The following is a 22,483-nucleotide window of genomic DNA, read 5'->3' as shown; positions in this document are numbered from 1 at the left end:
ATCTCCTCTCAAAACAAAGAAATTTCCAAATATTAACTATTAACATTATAGCAAAAAACATCGGTAGCTTAATCACCACGATATAATATTTAATTAAATTTCAGATGTATTTAAAGTCTAGACATTAACCTGTTAAAAGAATCTAATTTAAAAAAATGATATTATTATGATTATAGATATCAATAGGAGGCTATCATGAAAAAACTTGTAAAAGTAGTTGCTGCTATTATTGAAAATGAAAATAATGAAATTTTATGTGCACTAAGATCTCCAGAAATGTCGATTCCTAATATGTGGGAGTTTCCAGGTGGCAAAGTGGAAGCAAATGAAGATATATACTCAGCACTCGAAAGAGAAATAGATGAAGAATTGGAATGTAAGATTGAAACAACAAAAGAAATCTTTAACGACAACATTCATGAATATGAAACATTTATCATTAATTTGATATCAATTAAATGCAAAGTTATCGAAGGTACGCCAACTCCGAGTGAGCATTCAAAATTAATCTGGTTAAAAAGAGAAAATCTAGATTCACTCAAGTGGGCTCCAGCGGATATTCCAGCTGTTGGGCAGTTAATTCAAGATAAATAGTCTTCTCATTGTGAGAAGACTATTCTTGTTATTCAACAATTCCATTTTTCAGATAATGGTAAAGCTTATTTTCAACAGAATTCTCCATTATCAAATTCATATGAACGACAGGTAGTTCTCTACCATTTTCTACTTTCATTATTGCTTGCTCGATATTATTTTTATCAGGAATTGCCTTACCTAAATAGTAAAAGTCAGTTCCTTCATCATCATCTTTCTTAACAAATATATGAAGGTCAATATTTCTCTCTTTGGCCTCAATAATAGTTTTAACTTCTTGTGACTCTAATGTTCTATTACTTCTTGTAGACCATTTAAGTATATCTTGACTAAGAAATTCTTCCGAATAATTAACACTTGACTCAACATCTTCATCCTTATGATACGTAATAAAGATTGGGCAAGTGCCATGTTTTGTTTTATAGCCGTAAATCGTCGAGCTTTCATCATTATTCCAATTTAATAATTTACAAGCATCTTTTCTGGAGTATTTTTCATACAGGGTAAGAGGTTGCTCACTTTGATAATGTTTAGCTTTCTCACGAGAGCACCTAATAATATCTAAAACCATATATTTAAAATATTCATTTGCTTTTAAACTAAACTGTATGGATTCGTTGAAGCTAAGAACTGAATTATCATCTAAAAGAATAATCGGTTTATTTCCGTATTTCAATTTATTATTTTGAGTAAAAAACTCCAATTCAAATATCTTCATAACAGATGTAAGCGTATCTTCATCTGTTCTACAATTAGATATAATTAATTGATTAATAAACACATCGTAATTTACCTTTTCACTATCTAAAAGTAATTCTAACAATATTACTTCATGCTTCCGTTTACCTTCTAATATTTCTGAAGAAAGCATAGTTAAAACTTGATTCTCATATTGGGTTAATATTGGAACTTCTTCTCTCATTTTTAATAAAAATTGATTATAGTTAGGATATTTACTAAGTATTACTACAGGATCAATGGAATGATTTGTTACAAAGTCATATAAATAAGGAACTCTTCCAATTCTATTTTTCAATTCACTATAGGCTTCTTTAAGAACTTTAAATGCTGTTAGATTACTATTATTTATTGCTTTAAAAATTTGATTTTTTGCTATTTCTTCAAAATTAACTGTTGAAACCCCTTTAATATAGCTTGTATCCTTTATTTGTCGACGTATATTGTCCTTATTTTGAGATTTATCTCCTGATAGAGCTATTGGAATTAAATAGTTATTTTTATAATTGCCAATAAAATCGATAATCGTAACGTAATCTTTAGATTCATGTTTACGAAGCCCCCGACCAAGTTGCTGAATAAAAATAATACTTGATTGTGTTTGCCTTAACATTACAACTTGATTAACACTAGGAATGTCAATTCCCTCATTAAAAATATCGACAGTTAAAATATAGTCCAATGCTCCATTCTCTAATTGATTTACACGGAGTTCCCTCTCTTCTTGAGAATTATCTCCAGTTAATGCAATTGTCCGTAATCCTCTCTCATTTAATACATTTGATAATTTTATTGCTTCATCCTTTCTACTACAGAACATCAGGCCTTTTACTTTTTCCCCTGAAAAACCATAGTAATGAATCTTTTCAAGAATATGGTTTACTCGTTCCTCGGTAACAAGTTTAGAAAGAATTGCGGTATCATCAATGAATTCACCATCGTATTCAAGGTCGGTAACCCCGAAGTAGTGAAATGGACATAGCATATCTTCCTCAAGTGCTTCTTGCAATCTAATTTCGTACGCAATGTTATAATCAAATAATTCATAAATATTAAAGTCATCTGTTCGTTCTGGTGTAGCAGTCATTCCCATAAAGAATTTGGGTTTAAAATAATCAATTACTTTAGTATAAGATTGAGCACCTGCTTTATGAACCTCATCTATTAGGATATAGTCAAATGCGTCAGGATCAAATTGATGTAAGCTTTCATCTTTTGAAATTGTTTGGATAGTGGCAAATAAATATTTTGCATCATTTTGTTTAGTAGACCCCGATAATATCCCAAAATCTTTTTCAATACCACCAAGAATTTTTTTAAAATCAGCTTTTGCTTTTTTTAATATTTGTTCTCTGTGGACTATAAATAACATACGTTGTGGTGCAAATCGTCTTACATCAAATGCCGAGAGAAATGTTTTACCTGTTCCGGTTGCTGAAATAATTAGTCCTTTTTGTTCTCCTGAATCCCGAACAGCTTGTATTTGTTGCAACGCCGCTTCTTGCATTTTATTAGGAACAATTTTAATAGCATTTTCAATAGAATTTGTAGAGTATTCAGTGGGGAAATCAATGACTTGGTCAATCATTTTCCTATTTATAACAGGTTTGTATGTTTTTTCGTACTGTTCAATCCATTCATCAGAAAGTGGTACTGCATCTTTCCAAACATCCTCAAACTGATTTTTAAAATGATGTACTAACTCTCCGTTTTCATGTGAAGTAAGTTTAACATTCCATTCATAGTTTACTTTCAAAGCATGCGCAGTTAAGTTAGAGCTTCCAACAATCAATGAATAATGTGTTTTATGGCTAAAAATATACCCTTTTGAGTGAAATCCTTCTAGACTAGTTAATCTCACATCAACATTTTTTATTTTCAATAGCTCTCTGAAAACTTTAGGTTGATTGAAACTCAAGAAGGTGGATGTTAATATTCGCCCTTTAATCCCTTTACGTTTTAGATCAAGAAAATGAGATTTAAGGGTTGCGAGCCCACTTTCTGTAATAAAGGCGACTGAAAATAAAAAGGATTCACTTTCTTCTAGTTCTTCTAATAATGAAGTTAGAACGTTCTCATTTTGTTTCGTATTATTTACTAATAGCCTGGGTCTATAACTTCCAGATTTACTTTGTTTTTGATCAATAAACCCCTTATGTAACGAAGCTTCTAAATTCTGAATAAAATTACCCATATGATCACCATTCATTACCAATTTTTAATTATATTGTAATGCTCAGTGTTTTGAAGTGCAAATGTATTATTAATATTAAAATACTATAAGCAACTTTTTTTCGTGGCTAAGGCAAATACATTAATTGTACATCCTCTACTATTTATTGAAACTTTATTGTCTATAAATTATTAATTTGCCAATCAATCTCCCTACTCCCAATCGCACTCAAAAACTGATTCGCTTTGGAAAATGGCTTGCTGCCAAAGAAGCCATTATGGGCAGAAAATGGGCTCGGGTGAGGAGATTTAATAATGTAGTGGTGAGATGAGGTAATGAATTGTTGCTTCTGCTGTGCGAAATTGCCCCAAAGGATGAAAATGACAGGTGTCTCCCTTTGATTCAATATTTCTATGACTCTATTGGTAAACAACTCCCAACCCAGACCTTTATGTGAGTTTGCATTTCCAGCTTGGACTGTCAGCACCGCATTCAGCATCAAAACCCCCTGTTTGGCCCAATCCACTAGGTATCCATGATTAGGAATCGTGCAACCCAAATCATCCTGAAGCTCTTTATATATGTTGCGTAATGATGGTGGGATTTTCACTCCCGGTTTAACGGAGAAACTTAGACCATGAGCTTGTCTAGGGCCATGATAAGGATCCTGGCCAATAATAACTACCTTTGCATCTTTATAGGAAGTGTAGTGGAGGGCGTTAAAAATATCATGTTGATCCGGATAAATGACCCTTGTTTGATATTCATTCAGTAGTTTTTTCCTTAAGTGTTGGTAATACGTTTTCTCAAATTCCGCCTCTAATAAAGGCGCCCAATCATTTTTTAAAATTGCCATTTTCTTTCACACTCTTTTCAAGATTGTTAAGTTAATTATAAATATATAGAAATACTTTGCACTATAAAAGACACGAACTGTGCCAGGCACTGTTCGCAATGATCCACAAAAGATTGATTCGGCAGTTTCCCGAGTCTTTTTTTATTCTATGTAGTACACAATTCTGTAACAACTTTCTGCAAACGACCCTGTCCTTTTGCCCTCTAAATTCCTATATAGAGGGTAGAAAGGCTGGTGCATTTTTATGAATTTGAAATCAGGCAGAATTGAAGGGTTTGAAGATTATTCTCAGTTTAAAAGTGTGAAGGAGTTTAATACGCATGTGGAGATGTGGTTAGCTGTAAAGAAGCAGGAGTTTTCAAAGGGGGAATTGGTCGGGTTGAAACGGCTGGTTCGTTTTTCTGTAAAAGTTCCCGGTGTTTGTAATGCAAAGATTGGAACGTTACTAAAAGCAATTAATGAAGAGTATCAAGGTAACGGTATCTCCCGCTCAACGTTTAAACGGATGATCCTCAAAGCAAAAGAATTAGGAATCCTCACCATCTATGAAACTGAACGCAAAAATGGATCACAGTCTAGCAACTTATACAGCTTTAATCGTTTCCCTGCAAGTGAACCACCCAAGGCGAATAAATTGGACCACCCTAAAGAAACTAATAATCTTTTAAAAACAAATAATCAAAAGATTAATAAACGTAACGAAGCGCCGATTGAACTCGATTACACTTTTGTTAGTGATAAAGTTCCACAGACATTTGTCCAGCTTGTAAAATACTTCTTCTCCGATGCAAAGACGATTGAAGAATACTGGCATATGGTACAGATTGCTGCTTTTCGATTTGAATGTACGCAAAATACTGAGGACGTTCTTTCTATTGCTATTCAGTCCTTTAAGCAGCTGGTCCGTAAGTTGAAATCTACCAAGCTGGTGGTAAAACCAATAGCCTTCTTTTATGGCATTTTAACCAACAAAATAAAAGAATTCTATCTCGAACAATTGTTTGAAAATCAATGTGAGAGTAAGTCGTTCCGTTATGTGCTCGAGACAGGCGAAGTTATGTACTATGACTGGCTGCACGCTTAATGGGAGAGGAAAATGAAAGAAGGTTTACAATCCGTAATTGAAATGGCTCTGTCTATCTCTTCTAATTCATCATGGATATTTTTACAATAATTTTTAACCTCATTTATTTGCTTGCGCACTTAATAAAAATAGAGCATGGAATAACCAAGCTCTTTCAAGGTGATCACTCTATAAATTCCAATGTCTCAATAAAATTTACAAAAGCCTTTACGACATTCCATTCCAAGGATTCCTTATGGTAATACATCCATGTTTTGCGTAATATAGGATTTCCATTGTGGTCCGTTAAATCTTTTTTATATAATTGTTCTGTATCCTTGAGCATTCGGCTAGGCAAGATGCCATAGCCCAATCCGTTTATAACCATTTCCTTACAAGTATCAACCTGATCCACTACTATACTGTTTAAAGGCGGATGTGTATAGTTTTCAGCCCACCAATTATCAATTAATGATTTTAATAAGTAATCTCCACTATAGTTAATTCTAGGAAGATTAGGCAAATCAAGAATGTCAATCGATTCCCTCGACGTAACAGAAACTGTTTCTTGAAATAACAAATGTTTCTCTAGTCCTCTGTAGCTATAGTCGCCTCGAATAAAGCCGATATGAACATCCTTTTTGTGTATAAGTTTATTTACATCTTTACTCCAGCCTGTAATTACTTTAAATTCCACAAGAGGATACTGGCTTTTAAATAACTTCAAAATATAAGGCAGTTCATAATTCGCAAAAAAATTAGAAACACCCAATTTTAATGTCCCTACAACTTCATTACCTGCGCTAATACTCATATTCTGGACATGCTCTCTTATTTTGTTATACTGAGCAAGGATATTATCTGCACATTGAACAAGATATTCTCCCTCTAGGGTAAAATGAATCCCTCTGCTTTCACGGGTTACTATTTTCACACCTAATTCATCCTGCATGTGCTTTAAACGGCTTGTTAAAGCAGGTTGTGTAATAAACAAAAGCCGCGCTGCTTTCGTTAGGTTCTTCTGACTATAGAGGACCTTCAGTATTTCCCAATCACGATAATCCACTTTTCCCTCCCAAATTCTACCATATTATTTTTTTTTATATCTCGTTATAATTTTTTTAAATTTTATTTATTTTCATTATTGCATTATCATTGGTCCATATCAATTAGTAATTACTACTTCAAAAACTGAATAGGGACTTCATTCCAGCTAAATCATCCTTATGTATAATACAGCATTCGATATCTTTAGCCATAAAAATGTCCAGTCTGCAGGGCAGAAATAACTTAAAAGAGGAGAAATATTCATGTGGATTATAACTTGTTATGTAGATTCAACTATTTCCATGTTTGAATTCGAAACGGAGGAACAAGCAAGAGAGGCTCTGAATAACATGAATGGCACTTACATTCTTTCTGAAGTTGTATACTTCAATGATCCTTGTTTTCAGCAGGAAGCGGCATAAGATATTTGGATAAAAAGGCATAAACGAATCACACATAAAAAAGGGCAGATTGTTAGGTTTCAATTGATTTCCTAACGAACTGCCCTCTTTACTTATGTTTTTATTATACTGATTTGCACATTTTTGACTATTTATTATTCCATGAAAAAACCTCATTTATTTATGATACGGTTCACCGTGTCACATCAAAATGAGGTTCTTTTAAAAAGATATCTCACTTCCTTATAACAAGAAGTCTTATCCTTAATTAAGCAAAAGTAATAAGCGGATATTTTCCGGTTAATTTCATAATGGAGCTCGTTTCGGGGTAAATAAGCGGAGGTTTTCCGGTTATGCATAGCTAAATTGCCTATTTTCTCATTTTTTGAGTCAATAGGCGGAATCCCTCCGTCTATTTAAGCTATTTTTAATGATAATTACTAAATAAACGGAATTTTCCCGTCTATTTATCAGATCTGGTGCTTAACCTTCTTCAAATCTGATTGGTAAAAACAAAAACTCTTTTACAGGATACTGTTCAATTGAATCATGTAGCACCGCCTCTTCCATGAACAGTGCCAGGCTCTGTTCGCTACAAGGCTACTCATATTTCAGCAAGTCCTTTGAAAATCCCCACCGCGGTTTCGATGATTTCATCGCGGAAGTCATACTCATAGGTATGGATATGGGGGTAATTTTCACCGTTGCCGAGGTAGAATATAGCACCTTTTGTCAACTTCGTGTAGTGCCCGAAATCTTCTGAGGCACGGAAGGCTTCCTTCATTTCCACCAATTGATATCCCTTTTCTAGGCAAACCTTACGGATTTTGTCAGAACTTTCTTTGTGGTTTACCGTTTCCGGAAATTCATCGTTAAAGGAGATACTCATCTTTAATCCATACTTTTCTGCTTGCTCACGTGCAAGATCTTCTAGGTTTTTCTGAAGATTATCCAATTCTGCTTCGTACAGCGCACGGATGGTTATTAGAAGTTCACCTTTACTAGCTGCTAAACAAAATGCTCTTTCCCCTATGTTTACTTGAACAACCGTACAAAGTACCAACCCTTCATTTTTTGCAGGAGAGGTCAGCTCTGGAATGGCACCTATGATCTTTGCAATCGCAAATGAAGGATTCACTCCATTCTCAGGCTGGCTGGCATGAGCCGGAGAACCTTCCATTTGGATTATCATGCCCTTTGATGCACAATGAGCAGTACCGTCGATGACATTGATGGAATGAAAAGCCATTTCACTCATATTATGAAAGGCGAAAATTTCTTCTATGTTATGTTCCTTAATAAATGTGGCACATTGGATAGCGCCATCTCCCGTTTCCTCCGCGTGCTGAAAAAGGAAAAAGATGTTTTTGTCAGCACCATTTTGGTCGACTTCCAGTGCAAAGCCTGCCAGACTTGCAGCATGCCCATCATGTCCACATTTGTGGGATACACCAGGATTCTTGGAGGCATGTGGAATGTCAATCACTTCCGGCATGGGAAGGGCATCAAAATCTGCACGATAGGCAATGTTCTTTTTATCCCCGCCTGCTCGGTAAATCGCATAGAACCACTGGCCTCTATCTACGATTTCTAGCATCGTATGCTTTTTTAGGAAGTTAATTAAATGTTGTTTTGTCCAAACCTCTTCGTTTGAAAGTTCAGGGTGCTTGTGCAATTCATGACGCAGTTGTATAGCTAATTTTAAATTTTTTTCATCCAACGTATCCTCTCCCCCTTCCTAAATGTATCTGCGGGTATAACCCTACTATTAATACTAACCCTATAGTTTTTATTGTAAACGAACTATCGATCGTCTCTTATTTGCCAAATGACAAAGTCTATTTTTTTAACATCTGTTATTCCGGTGTTTGGGTACTCTTCATCAAATAACTCTATAATTTTCTGTCCTTCTTCATCTTTAAGGTAATCTTTATACCAATCCACTATCCGTTCATATAACACAATCGTCTCTTCGATTCTATCTTTTCGATAATAAGCTGGCGGCTTTAATTGTAGGTTATTCAGGACGACAGAGTCCCAAATTGGAAGATTGGGATTGATGGTCGTGACTAATTTGCTTGAAAAGGATGGTTCAACTCTTCGTAGTTCTTTTTCAATATACTTTAAAGTTTTTTCAAATGATGGTGCGCTTCCTTTGTGTTCTTCCATAAACGAATAAAATGTATCATAGAAAACCTGCGGCCGCTGCCTTACTCGATAAAAGCCATTAAATGCTCTTTGGAATTCTTTATCTTTTGATACATCTACCATTTTTACCAGGCTCATTATTTTTAAATATTTCTCAAGTCTTGGCTTTGCTTTTTTAAGTGCTTCTTGCAATTTTATATCGTTCACTTTTAGATATCTACTTCTTTTAATCGATAGAGAATTCTTAAAAAAATACCTTCCTTTGCGGAATTTGCCCATGCACCGTCACAGAAACGTTCTGAGCGCACATAAAAGGTTAAAATTGCTCTTAATAATTCAAAATCTGCTGTAGGAACAGCAATAGCGTAATCCTTGACTAATAGCCTTTCTTCCAAGTATTCTAAATAATTGCTTTTCATTAAATCTGTTTTATATACTTCCTTGATGAAATCCTTCAGCTTCTCGTCATATTGTGGATACATCCCCTCCCACCTGCAAAATACTATGTTCTCATCTTCAAAATAAGGTATGTAGTTTAGTAGCTGTATATAGGTGTTCATTGTCTACTCCTCACATAACATCAGTTAGATTCCTTTTACTTCCAACTTCAATTATAGTACGATTTGAAAATTATATTATCGATATTTTTTCATATTCCTATATGTAATAAAAAGTAAAAGTACGGTATCTCCTAAAAGAAGTTACCGCCTAATAGATCATAAAATTAGTAAAATCGTTCCTATCGTTATGACAATACCACCAATGATTGTGTGTTTGGCCGCTTTTTCTTTTAAAATAGTAAAACTCAATATCATTGTTATTACAACGCTAAATTTGTCAATGGGGGCTACGATAGACACTTTGCCCATCGCGAGTGCTGCAAAATAGCATAACCATGATAAACCAGTAGCCACTCCAGACAGGACTAAAAAGAGATATCCTTTTTTCGAAATACTTTTCAATTTCTTGTGAGTTCCCTGAAATAATACAATGGCCCATGCAAATATAAGAATCACAATGGTTCGTAGAAAAGTAGCAAGATTGGAATCGACATCTTCCATTCCGATTTTTGCTAAAATGGATGTTAGTGCGGCAAATACTGCCGCTAAAATAGCATACACAATATATCGTTGAGATCCTGAAAACCGTTTCTTTTCTTCATTTTTTCCAATTAATATAAACGTCCCTATCGCGATAATCGCTCCTCCAGCTAAAACCAAAGGCTCCGCAGGCTCCCCTAACACAAGAATGGAGAAAATAATGGTGAGTACTACACTGGATTTATCTATCGGTACCACTTTGGAAACATCACCAATGGCAAGTGCTTTAAAGAAAAACAACCATGAAACCCCCGTTGCTAATCCAGAAAATAGAATAAACCATAATGCGCTGGTAGAAATCTGAGGAATATTGTCTAGTTGTCCGGTTACGATCACAATCAGAAATGCCATGATTAACACCACAATGGTCCGAATCGCTGTTGCAAGGTTGGAATTTACATTTTCAATCCCGACTTTTGCTAAGATTGCTGTAAAGGAAGCAAATAAAGCTGCTAATAATGCTAGAATAATACTCATTGTGCACCTGCTTTTTATATGTTTAAATATTTCCGAAAGTAAAAATCACCATCTACTATACATTTATGTACGACTAATGTTCACAAAACTCCTCCTCATATTATTATGTTAAGTTTAAAATTTTAGCAATAACGGATGCCTTACAAGCATTATGTATCCCAGCAATAACTTATGATTTTCCTTATCCTTTGCCCTTTTCTAAACCTCACAGTAAAAAAGGAAGTACACCCTATGATCGAATTCTCACTGAAATGGAAAGCTTACTAGTTAAGTAAAAGGGTTCAGTTTTGAAGTGTTATATAAATTTCAATGTGTTAATGAATGATAAATTGTATAGTCCACTTCACCACAGATGTTTTTCAACCCATATTTACACAACTCCATTGCCATTAAATTCTCCTTGGATGGCGGTAAGTTTTTTTTGGACGCATATATACCGAACTCAGTTGATGTTCTAAATCCAAAGCGTCGATAATATTTGAAATCTCCTTCAACAATAATTCCCTTATATCCTCTTTCAGAAGCTAATTTAATACCTTCCAGCAACATAAACTTGCCAACACCTTGTCGTTGCTTTTTAATTGCCACAGAGACGGGGGATAACATTAATATTTCGTTTTCATATTTATTACTTATTGGAAGTTTTGAAAGTATAAAGTGTCCTATAATTTCTCCTTTCTCCTCAGCAACTAAATCTAATTGTGGGATGTAATATTGTTTTTCTCGAATCTCTCTTACAAGAGATTTTTCAACTACACCATCTGAATAGCTCGTATTCTTGAAAATTTCATAAACAAAATCTTCGATAAAACTATATTCTTCCTGTTTAACAGCTCTAATTATCATCATAATTGCCCCTCCATTACCTAAGATATTTCAACCTCATTTATTAAATTCCTCTTTTACTAACCTGCCCCGGTAGTTCACCAAGATTAAAGCAGTATTGTCAAACGTATCTGCAATAAAATAACAAATTTATAAATCTTGCGAAAAACTCTTTTCAATTTCAGTTTTAATTGATATTATTCCTATTAGAACAGTAGGAATAGTGGGTGCTTTTAAAAATGTCTTTGTATGAAAAATTACCAAGTGATTTTTTGATTCAATTTTATTATGAAGTGAGGAAAATGATTTCAAAAGGATTAGTTTCTAAAAAGATGTACTACGAATTAGGACTAATAATTGCAGCTGCGTCAAGAAGAGGGATACTACTGGATATGCCAAAAGATTTTGAACAACACATTGTCCACGAATTATTAATGGAATTAAGTAACTAGAACTCCGCAGTTATTGAATAAATAGTTAATCGTAAGAAGTTTTCATTAAACAAAGAAAGCCACCGATCAAAATCAGTGGCTGTTTTCAACTAAAGCACGCTAAACACACTCGTTTCGCTGAAGTACCTATGCATATTCATACCTGGCTTGAAATCAACTATGTTTACTCGGGATCGTGTACCCAAATTATCAATAACGAAACCATTACTTTAACAGAAGGACAACTATGTCTTATATACACTAAGGTACCTCATGCTATTTTAGCCGCTGGGGAAAACGATATGATCATTAATATCCTAATTCCAAAAGAATTACTATCAACCGCATTCTTGAGCCGATTATCGCACAAAGGAATCATTTCTGATTTTCTTATAAATGCCATATCAAAAAATCAGATTCATAACCATTACATCATTTTTCATTCAGAGAATAATAAAAAAATTCCACGTCTCATGAAAGAATTACTCTGCGAGTATTTCGATAAAACACCTTATTTTAATGAGATAATCGAATCATACTTGGCCATCATTTTTACAGAGTTGTACGTCAGTTCTTGTGTCATTTATTAATGATAGCACCGGAAAACGGACTATTCTAGGTAATTATTATTCAAAGTGCCCGATTAGTCCTGTCTAACCCTCTCATGATGATTAAAGACTCTGTGCACCATTTCGTTAAATCCGCCGTTCATTCCTTCTGCTTTTCTTCCATTTTGTATTTGTTCCCTATGTTGGCTCATTTGCCTGACAAAGTCACGATTGCTTGAAATATATACATTTTGAATAGATGCGTCAGCTTCCCTTACCTGTTGTGCAATTTGATCTTCAATGTAAGGATAAAGCTCGCCATGAAAGTCATCGTCCATAACAACCGCTACATAGGCATTACGGTTCTTTATAATGATATTCGCACGTTTAACTTCATGTAAGTTCTGAACATTCTCTTCTGCTTCATCTGCTACCCGTAAACCGGATTTATTAACCTTGTTGGAAGTGTTATTCATATTCGTTAAGTTTAAATTGGGATTACCTAAACTATTTCCTACATTTAAAGAACCCGCATTGCGGTTATTAATCTCGCCGTGCTCATCTGTTTCTCTTCCTTCTTCCTTCATATTACACCCAGCAACGATTACAGAAATGCATAAGCAGGTTAATATGATTCTAAATCTCTTCATATGATTCCTCCTAAAATGAGTTCATGCTTACAATTACCTTTATCCCCTTTTTTTATGTAGAGGGTTGGAGGAATTTTTTAAAAAAGAATAAAAAGAATCCATTCAAAACACACTAAACCATTGATGATTTTGTTTGAGGAGGATTCTTATGGATAGTGTATTTGATTATGAAGATATTCAATTGATTCCCGCAAAAAGTGTAGTGAATAGTCGCTCTGAGTGTGATACGACCGTGTCTTTTGGCGGCAGAACCTTTAAGCTTCCAGTGGTTCCTGCCAATATGCAGACCATTATTGATGAAAAGATTGCTATCTTCTTAGCGGAAAATGGTTATTTTTATATCATGCATCGATTTGAACCAGAGAGGCGGCTAAATTTTATTAAAGATATGAAATCACGCGGGTTATTTGCCTCTATTAGTGTTGGAGTCAAAGAGGAAGAATATCGTTTTATTCAAGAGGTGGCAGAGGGAAATTTATCTCCAGAGTTTATCACGATTGATATCGCTCACGGGCATTCCAATGCCGTGATTAAGATGATTCAACATATTAAGCAATATTTGCCCCAAAGCTTTGTGATAGCTGGAAATGTGGGTACTCCAGAGGCTGTTCGAGAATTAGAGCGCGCTGGTGCGGACGCGACAAAGGTTGGGATTGGACCAGGAAAAGTATGTATCACGAAGATTAAGACGGGATTTGGAACGGGAGGCTGGCAATTAGCAGCTCTTCGCTGGTGTGCGAAGGCAGCAAGTAAGCCGATTATTGCGGACGGCGGGATTCGGACCCATGGGGATATTGCGAAATCGATCCGATTTGGGGCATGTATGGTGATGATCGGTTCCTTATTTGCTGGACATGAAGAATCGCCTGGGGAAACGATTGAAAAAGATGGGAAACTCTATAAAGAATATTTCGGATCAGCCTCGGAATATCAAAAAGGGGAACGGAAAAATGTAGAGGGCAAGAAAATGTTAGTGGAACACAAAGGCGCCTTGATCGATACTCTCGTTGAAATGGAGCAGGATTTACAATCTTCTATTTCATATGCTGGCGGAAACAAGCTCGAAGCCATTCGTTTTGTAGATTATGTCATTGTGAAGAATTCTATTTTTAACGGTGATAAAGTATATTAAGTAATTTTTACAGAAAGATAAGCAGGATTCATTTATCCTGCTCATCTTTCTTTTTTACTATAGAATATTATTAACGCTGAACAACCCAACTCCCAATAAATGTGGGAATCGGGTTTAACCTGCCTGGACTTTATTTTTTTGAATTTTCTCCACCTGTTGGTCAAGCCATATAATCATATCTCTTAGAAACTGCTCTTTTCCTGCCCCATCAATGGGCCGATGCTTTGCTGCAGGATATTCAATTAGCTGTTTATCCTTGGATGAAACGTGCTTAAAAAAGGAACCAAGCTTTGTTGGCGGTGTAATTTTATCTCGAAGTCCGTATTGTAACAAAAACGGCATCGTTATCAAAGGTGCCTTATTTAATACCCTTGATACTCCTAGGATCAGCCCGCGTCCTAATCCAGGTGTAATGGTATTGTGACGTAAAGAGTCTGAATGTGTATCCCCAAAGCTAAAGCCAGGGGTTTCGAAAGAATAGTCTTAAAAAGCACCATTGTCTTTACGTGGGCTACCACAAGTCCCGCTATTACATCAGGCCGAAGCCTTCAGCTTTGCATGTCTATTTTCCATGATGATGATTTTCTGTGGAGCTTGAAGGAATTGATTTCTTTCAAGTCCTTCAAAGGCATTCTTTACATGTTTTCGAACGATATTAAATGCGCCATTTACATCTGCATGAATTAGAACTTTTGAGCCCTTAATTTTGTAAAAAGCTCTAGTACTTCGATACCCACTAAAAATAGTTTGATGTTCTTCTCCGAATGTCGGAATGGGGTCATGATTCAACAAACTAGACTTGGAGGTGTAGCTTTCTTCCCTATCAATGACTTGAACCCCTTGGCGTTCGGCTTTGTATCGAATCATTTCTATGAAAGTCGAATATGGAATTTGGATGAAGGTCTGCTTATTTGCCTTTTGCATATCAACCTCCAATTTCCAGCCAACATTCCTTCCAATAATGATAGTATCAATGTTTCTTACTAACGCAATTTCCACCACTTTAGCGCTAGCTTTATGCAAAAAATCCATGACTCGGTTATTTCTTTTTCGGTCCAACGATATCATTCGTTTAGTGTTAAAAATCCCTTCTTTGGGACCTTTCCCATTTCGAATAATACTCATGTACTTGCTCTTTAATTTGTTATAGTATTGATTGATTGATTTTAAACTTGTGCCCTTGATAAGCAGAGGCTTTAGCCCCGTATTATCGACGATAGTTGCCAAGTTATTAACGCCCAAATCAATACCCATTACTCGTTTAGGTTCAAATACCAATTCATTAAATTGCTTTTCAGTGCGATAGATTTCCTTGTCTTGTGTACCTTTAAAAATGACCTCCACTACATAGCGGCCATAGGAGGGGACAATTCGAACCTGTTGCAGTTTCCCTTCGAATTGGGCCACTTTCCCCAAGTTTAACTGTAGATGGGTTCCAGGTAATTTAAGAACATTTCCTTCTTTGATCGTTGCTATTTGATTGGTTAAATAACACGTGGTTTTCCCATTTTTCTGTTTATATTTTGGAATCTTTGGCTTACCGGAAAAGCTGGCAGGATTGATTTTATATTTCTTAGAGGCTTCGAAGAAACTTTTCCAATCATCATATACTTTTTTCATTGTTTGCTGATTGGACTGGGAGGGCATAGAAGTGTAGTCTACTTGTTTCATCACTTTAAATAAGGCTTCTACAAAGCCATATCCAATAAATGATTTCTCAAGATGAGGCACTTTAAATAGCTTCAACACTGGATCAAGAATTTTGCCATTTTTGTCTACTTTCTTAGGTTTTACCTTCACTTTTTCATGACTTTTCTGGCGAATCTTATTCATTTTAGATAAATGTGTTTCAATATCCATTAGAACGTGAAGTTGATTTTCACTTCTAATTTCTTTTTTTAGTGCAGTGTAAACCTGTCTAATATAGTAATTGGTAATGTTGTACAAGTTTTTCGCTTTAAAACATAGAGAGTCACAGTAATCAAACAATTCATGGTCCGGATGTATTTGTATTTTATAAGCACTATACATTTCGTTCACCCCCTCACAAAGAACAAACGTTCTCTTTGTGCTTTCATTATACCAAATAGTTTGATAGAAAGTATAGTAGGAGCCCTGATTTTATCCAAAAATACAGCTTATACCCTTATATCTTAAGCTAGGGGTTTTACGCTGCTTTTTGATAAAATTTCTACATTTACACGATATGGAACAGTGCTTTGCCATTTGGGGCAATTGATTTATCGAGGATAAGGTGACATATTTATCAACATCACTGAATAAAAATAGAATAAATATACATTTTCACTGGAAAGGGGAGTTTCTTCTTATGGATGTCTGCATTTCTTGTGGCGAGGAATTATGTCTCATGGAGAGGAATCGATGTGAGTGCTGGGATTGCAGGGACACGACGACCGAGGCATATACAGAAGAAGAATAGGTAGTTTTATCCTGATGGAAGAAATTCTAAAGGGCCGTTTGATTCATTCAAACGGCCTTTTATCTGCTTATTTTCCCAAATTATTCATTAACCCATGATAGTCCAAGAGTTCCAACACCCGTATGTACACCGGCAACGGTGATGAGCATTAATTTCTCTGTTTCTATATGTGGAAATGTTTCATTTACTAATTGTTCAAGCCCAGCAGCCCTTTCACGGTCATTAGCATGGACAATGGCAACCTTTTGAACTTTTTTTGAATGAAGGTCATCCTTTAAATTATTTACCAGCCAAGCAAGAGCCTTCTTTTCAGTTCGGACTTTGTCTTTAATCTTTGCGGCTCCATCCTCAATCGATAAAATCGGCTTAATATTAAATAGCGAAGCTAATATTTTTTGGCTTCCAGACACCCTGCCGCTCTTGTGAAGCTGGTCTAGGTTTGATGGAACCAGGAATAATCGAGTGTGCTCGCGCAATGCGTTTAGTTGTGTAACTACCTCGTTAATATCGACTCCCTTTTCAACTAGTTCTACCCCTCTTTTCACAAGGAACGATAAAGGATAAGAACCCGTATGGGAATCAATCGCAAATAATTTGAATCCAGCCATTTCCGTTGCCATCACAGAGGTTTGATAGGTGCCGGTTAATGTACTAGATGCATGTATGGCTATTCCAAAGTCATATTCTTCTTTTAACTTTTCATAAAGGTCCACGATGTCCCCGATATTTGGCTGTGATGATTGGAATTTCCCTTCCTCATTCTTCATTCGATTATAAAAATCTTCTTCGGTAATATCGATTGTTTCTTTATAAAATTTATCGTTAATGACAACATGCAGGGGAATAACATGTATGTTATGCTGCTTAATAAACTCTTTGCTAAGAGAAGAAGTCGTATCGGTAATCCATGCAATTTTAGGTTTTTTCATATTATCCTCTTCCTTCTTAAAATTCTCTCAATCTATATAGGCAATAACCTTAAAAATAGTAGTATTGTAATGAGGTTAACATTACAAAAATGAGTACTTTTTCACCAGTTATATTTGTCATATAAGATGAAGTTTTTTAGGTCTGACAAACGAAATTGTCACCACTTTGACAAATCTAAATCAAAATTAACCTGATTTAATTTAAATAGTGGTATAGTAAAGGGAAGAATTTTTACTATTCCAAAAAGATAATTTTTAGAGTAAGATTGAGTGAATTAAGTGTTTAAAAACTGAACTTATAAATAAGAATGAGGTGTGAGCATGAAACAGGAGATTTCATTTATCCCTAGAGAACAATTAAAGGCAAAGCCAGATCCCTCTTCACTTGGTTTCGGCAAGTATTTCAGTGATTACATGTTTGCAATGGACTATCATAGTGACCTAGGCTGGTTTGATCCGAGAATTACTCCTAATGAACCGTTAATGCTTGATCCATCAGCAATGGTTTTTCACTATGGACAAGCAATCTTTGAAGGAATGAAAGCATATAAGACTGAGGATGGGTCCATCCAATTATTCCGTCCTGAGAAGAATATGAAGCGTTTCAATGAATCCTGCGATAGGCTGTGTATTCCCCAAATTGATGAGGACTTCTTATTAGAAGGAATTAAACAATTAATTATTACTGAAAAAGATTGGGTTCCAAGCGGTGAAGGAACTTCGCTTTATATCCGCCCGTTTATTTTTTCAACAGAGGCGTATCTCGGTGTCCGACCAGCCAAGCAATATAAATTGTTGGTTATCCTCTCCCCTTCTGGAGCCTATTATGGCAGCCAATTAAGTCCCGTGAAAATCTATGTGGAAGAGCAATTCGTCCGTGCGGTAATTGGCGGCGTTGGCCATGTAAAAACAGCAGGCAACTATGCTGCCAGCCTTAAGGCCCAAGAAAAGGCAGATGCTAATGGCTATGCTCAAATTCTATGGCTCGATGCGAAAGAGAATAAATATGTGGAAGAAGTCGGCAGTATGAATATCTTCTTCAAAATTAATGGTGAAGTGGTCACTCCGAGGTTAAATGGCAGCATTTTACCTGGTGTTACCCGTGATTCCGTCATTCAACTGTTAAAATATTGGAATATTCCTGTACGCGAGGAGAAAATATCCATTGAAGAGGTATTTGCTGCACATAAGCGCGGGGAACTTGAGGAGGTCTTTGGAGCAGGAACGGCTGCCGTTATTTCGCCTGTTGGTGAACTGACTTGGAAAGATCAATCTATTATTATCAATAACAATAATATCGGTCAGCTATCTCAGGATATTTATAATGAAATGACAGGAATTCAACTTGGGAAAAAAGAAGATCCATTTAACTGGACCGTTAAAGTTGCTTCAGTAGAAGCTTAATTTGAATCATGACTTTGTAAAGATCCAGTATACCTGGATCTTTTTTTATGTATGATTGAATAGATTTTCAAATAGGAGGAAATGAAGTAATTGAAACATTGGGTCCTTTATTATCGTCTTAGATGTTGAAAAGATTTTTAGGTAAGAAAGGAAATGCGATTTTGAAACTTAACGGGCAAGGGAAACTATTACTCACATTATTTATTGCTATTATTATTTATTTCATTATGAAAAATCCTTTAGGACTTAACTTGCTTAATAGATTAACGATGGAATCTGCGGATTTTCCAACTGAACTCCATCCTATCGTGAAGGACCGGAGCAATCAATTAATCCAGCAATCTGCCCAAAAAGGGATTGTGATCATAATTACGGATGACTTCCGCAGTGCAGAGGATCAGGACCGACTATATGAACAAGGCCGGACAGGAGAGGGAAATATCGTAACGCATGCTAGGGGAGGAGAATCCTTTCATAATTTTGGGCTTGCCATCGACTTTGCCATAAAAACCCCTTCTGAAAATGTCATATGGGATATGCAATACGACGTACAAATGAACTTTGGGTTAACACTTGCTGACTTACAGAACGGCAAGAGACCTGAAGAGTCATCTTTAACAGTGGACACCCACTAATTGGAGAAGCATTCCTCTCTTTTGAAAATAATTGCGCTATAGTAAATCAAGATCCAGATGCTTTCTGGATTTTTTTTATGTGTTCCCCTATCCTGAAATACGCACCACAAGTAGTAAAGCGTGTTATGATTGATGGATTGTGATTGATTTTACAAATATTTGTTTACAATGCTAATAATGATATTTACAAGAGATAGGATGAAAACATGAAAACAGAAGTTGGTTTAAAGGTAAAATCAAAGTTCGTTACTAAATATAAAAACGGCTACCCGCTTATTACAAAGGAAACCATTCTAAATTCTACTGCTCTTGATGTAGAAGGATGCACCATAAAGCTAGTTGATGAACAGAATAATTTTATTGCCAAAGGCTATTATGGAAAACAAAATAAAGGTCTGGGCTGGGTGCTTAGCAACAATGAAAAAGAACAGTTTGATCATCGTTTTTTTGAAAAGACCCTAAAGGCTGCCTTTGATAGAAGAGAGCATTTTTTTCAGGGCTCTGAAACTACAGCCTTTCGAGTGTTTAACGGCGAAGGCGATGGAATTGGCGGTTTAACGATTGATTATTTCGATGGTTATTACGTCATTACCTGGTACAGTAAAGGCATCTATCACTTTCGGGAGTTTATCATAGATTCATTGAAGAATTTGGTGGAGTATAAAGCTATTTATCAGAAAAAGCGGTTTGATGAAAGTGGTAAGTACATTGAAGAAGATGACTTCGTCGCGGGCGAACGAGGAGAGTTTCCCCTTATCGTGAAAGAAAATGGCGTCAATATTGCGGTTTATTTGAATGAAAGTGCCATGGTCGGTGTTTTCTTAGATCAAAAGGATGTAAGAAAAACATTACGAGATGTCTATTCAAAAGGGAAACGAGTATTAAACACGTTCTCTTATACCGGCGTATTTTCAGTTTTCGCCGATTTAGGCGGAGCGACGAAAACGACCAGTGTTGACCTCGCAAATCGAAGCAAAAGTAAAACGATTGAGCAATTTAAAGTGAATGGAATTGATGCAGAAACTCAAGATATCATCGTAGAGGATGTATTCAAATACTTCAAATATGCAGTGAAAAAGGGTCTGCTGTTTGATGTCGTGATCCTTGATCCTCCAAGCTTTGCAAGATCAAAGAAGTTTGTTTTCAGTGCCGAAAAGGATTATAAAAACCTATTAAAAGAAGCAATTTCCATCACAGAGGATAATGGAATCATCCTCGCATCAACCAATGCCAGCTCCTTTGGCATGAACAAATTTAAAGGATTCATTGATACCGCCTTTAAGGAATCAAATAAACGCTATAAACTAATGGAAGAATTTTCACTCCCTGAAGACTTCAGAACCAATAAACACTATCCAGAATCCGACTACCTAAAAGTAGTCTTCATAAAAAAACTTAAATAATAGTCTTCCTTTTGGAATAAAACTGTCCGCCTGAGGTGGACACTGTCCACGGGCGGTGCCTGTCACCGTGACTTTGTCACGGTGACAGGCACCCTTCTAAGGCTACCCTCTTGAACCATAATGAATTTTCTGTTATATTTACTTGTAATTAAATATTTTCTTACTTCATTACCTTTTGAAGTGAGGATAGAGGCGCAAAGACCATTAGTACGCAGTTTGAGGATGATGAGGTCCTAGGACGATTGTGGAAAGGGGAATTTGCCGAAGTGGATGGAATCTCATTTTTCTAGACCGCTGGTTCTGCTATTGAAGAAATACAGAACTGTCATATAGGAGACTATATGGAGGGCTATCTTACGCAAAGGAACGTTTCTTTATTATGTTTCTACTGCAGCCGCGAGCCTTCGTTGCTGCTTTTTTGCGTTAACTTTTGACTGACCTCAAGCCACCTCTAATTTTCAAAAAAAATGATATAAAGGGTGAATATGATGAATTTTGGCCAAGTGTTAACAGCTATGGTGACGCCATTTGATCAGCATGGTGAGGTTGATTTTAACGCAGCGAGAACATTAGTAAATTATTTAATAGACAATGGTTCTGATGGATTAGTCGTTTCAGGTACAACTGGAGAATCACCTACATTAACTACAGAAGAAAAAGTTAAATTATTTAAATTGACTGTTGAAACTGCCGCAGGCAGAGTGCCTGTCATTGCTGGAACTGGCTCCAATAACACAAGAGCTTCTATCAGCTTAACAAAGCTGGCTGAAGAAGCAGGTGTGGATGGAATTATGCTCGTTGCACCCTATTATAATAAGCCTTCACAGGAAGGAATGTTTCAGCACTTTAAAGCCATTGCCGAAACCACTTCCTTACCAGTAATGCTTTATAACATTCCGGGGCGCAGTGTCGTCAATATTTCGGTAGAAACAGTTGTCAGACTCTCAGAAATTAGTAATATCGTGGCGATAAAAGAAGCCAGCGGAAATCTTGATGTAATGGCAGAAATTATTAGCCTTACTTCAGATGATTTTACCTTGTACAGCGGTGATGATGGATTAACCTTACCTGTCCTATCCATAGGCGGTGCTGGAGTTGTTTCTGTTGCCTCGCATATTATTGGGAATGAAATGCAAGAAATGATCAACCAATTCAAAAATGGACGTGTTAATGAAGCTGCCGTTTCACATCGCAGACTTCTTCCAATTATGAAAGCATTATTTGCGGCACCAAATCCAACTCCCGTAAAAGCCGCTCTAAATATGCAAGGTGTCCAAGTTGGAGATGTCCGCCTGCCAATGGTTCCTTTAAATGATGAAGAAAAAAGTGTACTCCAAAAGGTCCTGCCTGCTAGGTCTTTGGTTTAATGTAAATACAAAGCTGCCTGTCCCGGAAGTGGGGCAGGCTCTCTTTTTCCTTAAGCTCTGTTAAAGACAGATGTTGATTTTTCTTACGGTAATCCTTATGGAGGACTAATCTCAAAGAGTAA

General features: G+C 36.0%; 21 protein-coding genes, 2 pseudogenes and 1 riboswitch. Of the genes and pseudogenes, 11 read left to right on the top strand and 12 right to left on the bottom strand.

The window, feature by feature from the left end; genetic code table 11:
- Nucleotides 1–195 precede the first annotated feature (195 nt).
- Entirely contained in the window at nucleotides 196–594 is a 399-nt protein-coding gene (locus tag CHI06_RS19540; RefSeq protein ID WP_095250288.1) for a (deoxy)nucleoside triphosphate pyrophosphohydrolase, read from the top strand.
- Nucleotides 595–622: 28 nt separating this feature from the next.
- Here the strand turns inward: CHI06_RS19540 and CHI06_RS19535 are convergent, their stop codons facing one another.
- Entirely contained in the window at nucleotides 623–3,526 is a 2,904-nt protein-coding gene (locus CHI06_RS19535) for a DUF3427 domain-containing protein (protein ID WP_095250287.1), read from the bottom strand.
- A gap of 160 nt (nucleotides 3,527–3,686) precedes the next feature.
- Nucleotides 3,687–4,361, bottom strand: coding sequence for a uracil-DNA glycosylase (locus CHI06_RS19530; RefSeq protein ID WP_095250286.1), 675 nt, complete (start codon nucleotides 4,359–4,361; stop codon nucleotides 3,687–3,689).
- Nucleotides 4,362–4,605: 244 nt separating this feature from the next.
- Here CHI06_RS19530 and CHI06_RS19525 point away from each other — a divergent pair, with 244 nt between their 5' ends.
- The gene (locus CHI06_RS19525) at nucleotides 4,606–5,445 is read left to right on the top strand and encodes a hypothetical protein (protein WP_257009374.1); all 840 of its coding nucleotides are present in this window, start codon (nucleotides 4,606–4,608) and stop codon (nucleotides 5,443–5,445) included.
- A 163-nt stretch (nucleotides 5,446–5,608) separates the two neighbouring features.
- On the opposite strand, the gene CHI06_RS19520 is transcribed toward CHI06_RS19525, so the two are convergent.
- Nucleotides 5,609–6,490, bottom strand: coding sequence for a LysR family transcriptional regulator (locus CHI06_RS19520; protein ID WP_095250285.1), 882 nt, complete (start codon nucleotides 6,488–6,490; stop codon nucleotides 5,609–5,611).
- Nucleotides 6,491–6,734: 244 nt separating this feature from the next.
- Between CHI06_RS19520 and CHI06_RS29945 the strand changes: the two genes are divergently transcribed.
- Nucleotides 6,735–6,893 carry a hypothetical protein gene (locus CHI06_RS29945; protein WP_179292702.1) on the top strand — a complete coding sequence of 53 codons (159 nt, stop codon included), beginning with the start codon at nucleotides 6,735–6,737 and terminating at the stop codon, nucleotides 6,891–6,893.
- Nucleotides 6,894–7,476: 583 nt separating this feature from the next.
- Here CHI06_RS29945 and CHI06_RS19515 read toward each other — a convergent pair.
- The 5 genes from CHI06_RS19515 to CHI06_RS19495 form a co-directional block, all read right to left on the bottom strand.
- Nucleotides 7,477–8,592 carry an amidohydrolase gene (locus CHI06_RS19515; RefSeq protein ID WP_095250284.1) on the bottom strand — a complete coding sequence of 372 codons (1,116 nt, stop codon included), beginning with the start codon at nucleotides 8,590–8,592 and terminating at the stop codon, nucleotides 7,477–7,479.
- A gap of 83 nt (nucleotides 8,593–8,675) precedes the next feature.
- Nucleotides 8,676–9,227 (bottom strand): hypothetical protein, encoded by a 552-nt coding sequence (locus tag CHI06_RS19510; protein WP_095250283.1) that lies wholly within the window; start codon nucleotides 9,225–9,227, stop codon nucleotides 8,676–8,678.
- A gap of 2 nt (nucleotides 9,228–9,229) precedes the next feature.
- Entirely contained in the window at nucleotides 9,230–9,580 is a 351-nt protein-coding gene (locus CHI06_RS19505; protein WP_257009373.1) for a DUF6508 domain-containing protein, read from the bottom strand.
- Between the two features lie 156 nt (nucleotides 9,581–9,736).
- On the bottom strand, nucleotides 9,737–10,597 hold the full coding sequence (locus CHI06_RS19500; RefSeq protein ID WP_095250281.1) for an EamA family transporter: 861 nt from the start codon (nucleotides 10,595–10,597) through the stop codon (nucleotides 9,737–9,739).
- Nucleotides 10,598–10,903: 306 nt separating this feature from the next.
- Nucleotides 10,904–11,446: a GNAT family N-acetyltransferase gene (locus tag CHI06_RS19495; protein ID WP_257009372.1), complete on the bottom strand. Its 543-nt coding sequence runs from the start codon at nucleotides 11,444–11,446 to the stop codon at nucleotides 10,904–10,906.
- A 215-nt stretch (nucleotides 11,447–11,661) separates the two neighbouring features.
- Between CHI06_RS19495 and CHI06_RS19490 the strand changes: the two genes are divergently transcribed.
- The 3 genes and pseudogenes from CHI06_RS19490 to CHI06_RS19485 all read left to right on the top strand — a co-directional run bounded on the left by CHI06_RS19490 (nucleotide 11,662) and on the right by CHI06_RS19485 (nucleotide 12,443).
- A complete protein-coding gene (locus tag CHI06_RS19490) occupies nucleotides 11,662–11,874 on the top strand; it encodes a hypothetical protein (protein ID WP_095250280.1) in 213 nt (70 codons plus the stop codon).
- Nucleotides 11,875–12,002: 128 nt separating this feature from the next.
- Nucleotides 12,003–12,149, top strand: a pseudogene (locus tag CHI06_RS30645) (cupin domain-containing protein); the annotation flags it as partial.
- Between the two features lie 6 nt (nucleotides 12,150–12,155).
- Nucleotides 12,156–12,443 carry a hypothetical protein gene (locus tag CHI06_RS19485; RefSeq protein WP_257009377.1) on the top strand — a complete coding sequence of 96 codons (288 nt, stop codon included), beginning with the start codon at nucleotides 12,156–12,158 and terminating at the stop codon, nucleotides 12,441–12,443.
- Between the two features lie 53 nt (nucleotides 12,444–12,496).
- Here the strand turns inward: CHI06_RS19485 and CHI06_RS19480 are convergent, their stop codons facing one another.
- Nucleotides 12,497–13,051, bottom strand: coding sequence for a YhcN/YlaJ family sporulation lipoprotein (locus CHI06_RS19480; protein ID WP_095250278.1), 555 nt, complete (start codon nucleotides 13,049–13,051; stop codon nucleotides 12,497–12,499).
- A 148-nt stretch (nucleotides 13,052–13,199) separates the two neighbouring features.
- Between CHI06_RS19480 and guaC the strand changes: the two genes are divergently transcribed.
- A complete protein-coding gene (gene guaC, locus CHI06_RS19475; RefSeq protein WP_095250277.1) occupies nucleotides 13,200–14,183 on the top strand; it encodes a GMP reductase in 984 nt (327 codons plus the stop codon).
- A 114-nt stretch (nucleotides 14,184–14,297) separates the two neighbouring features.
- Here guaC and CHI06_RS19470 read toward each other — a convergent pair.
- From CHI06_RS19470 to CHI06_RS19460, 3 genes and pseudogenes are all read right to left on the bottom strand, one after another.
- Nucleotides 14,298–14,612 (bottom strand): annotated as a pseudogene (locus CHI06_RS19470) (serine aminopeptidase domain-containing protein); the annotation flags it as partial.
- A gap of 105 nt (nucleotides 14,613–14,717) precedes the next feature.
- Nucleotides 14,718–16,214 carry an RNA-guided endonuclease InsQ/TnpB family protein gene (locus tag CHI06_RS19465; protein ID WP_095250275.1) on the bottom strand — a complete coding sequence of 499 codons (1,497 nt, stop codon included), beginning with the start codon at nucleotides 16,212–16,214 and terminating at the stop codon, nucleotides 14,718–14,720.
- 489 nt (nucleotides 16,215–16,703) lie between these two features.
- Complete coding sequence (locus tag CHI06_RS19460) at nucleotides 16,704–17,552, bottom strand: DegV family protein (RefSeq protein WP_095250274.1); 849 nt, start codon at nucleotides 17,550–17,552, stop codon at nucleotides 16,704–16,706.
- A gap of 321 nt (nucleotides 17,553–17,873) precedes the next feature.
- On the opposite strand from CHI06_RS19460, the gene CHI06_RS19455 reads away from it, so the two are divergent.
- From CHI06_RS19455 to dapA, 4 genes are all read left to right on the top strand, one after another.
- On the top strand, nucleotides 17,874–18,956 hold the full coding sequence (locus CHI06_RS19455) for a branched-chain amino acid aminotransferase (protein WP_095250273.1): 1,083 nt from the start codon (nucleotides 17,874–17,876) through the stop codon (nucleotides 18,954–18,956).
- Nucleotides 18,957–19,117: 161 nt separating this feature from the next.
- Nucleotides 19,118–19,591, top strand: coding sequence for a M15 family metallopeptidase (locus CHI06_RS19450; RefSeq protein WP_257009371.1), 474 nt, complete (start codon nucleotides 19,118–19,120; stop codon nucleotides 19,589–19,591).
- A 206-nt stretch (nucleotides 19,592–19,797) separates the two neighbouring features.
- Nucleotides 19,798–20,994, top strand: a complete 1,197-nt coding sequence (locus tag CHI06_RS19445) for a class I SAM-dependent rRNA methyltransferase (RefSeq protein ID WP_095250272.1) — start codon at nucleotides 19,798–19,800, stop codon at nucleotides 20,992–20,994.
- A gap of 179 nt (nucleotides 20,995–21,173) precedes the next feature.
- Nucleotides 21,174–21,354, top strand: a riboswitch (Lysine riboswitch).
- 128 nt (nucleotides 21,355–21,482) lie between these two features.
- The gene (gene dapA, locus CHI06_RS19440; RefSeq protein ID WP_095250271.1) at nucleotides 21,483–22,361 is read left to right on the top strand and encodes a 4-hydroxy-tetrahydrodipicolinate synthase; all 879 of its coding nucleotides are present in this window, start codon (nucleotides 21,483–21,485) and stop codon (nucleotides 22,359–22,361) included.
- The last annotated feature ends 122 nt before the right edge of the window (nucleotides 22,362–22,483 follow it).

The organism is Bacillus sp. 7884-1 (assembly GCF_002272245.1).
Classification (GTDB): domain Bacteria; phylum Bacillota; class Bacilli; order Bacillales; family Cytobacillaceae; genus Neobacillus.
This window is presented reverse-complemented; position numbering and strand designations above follow the sequence as displayed.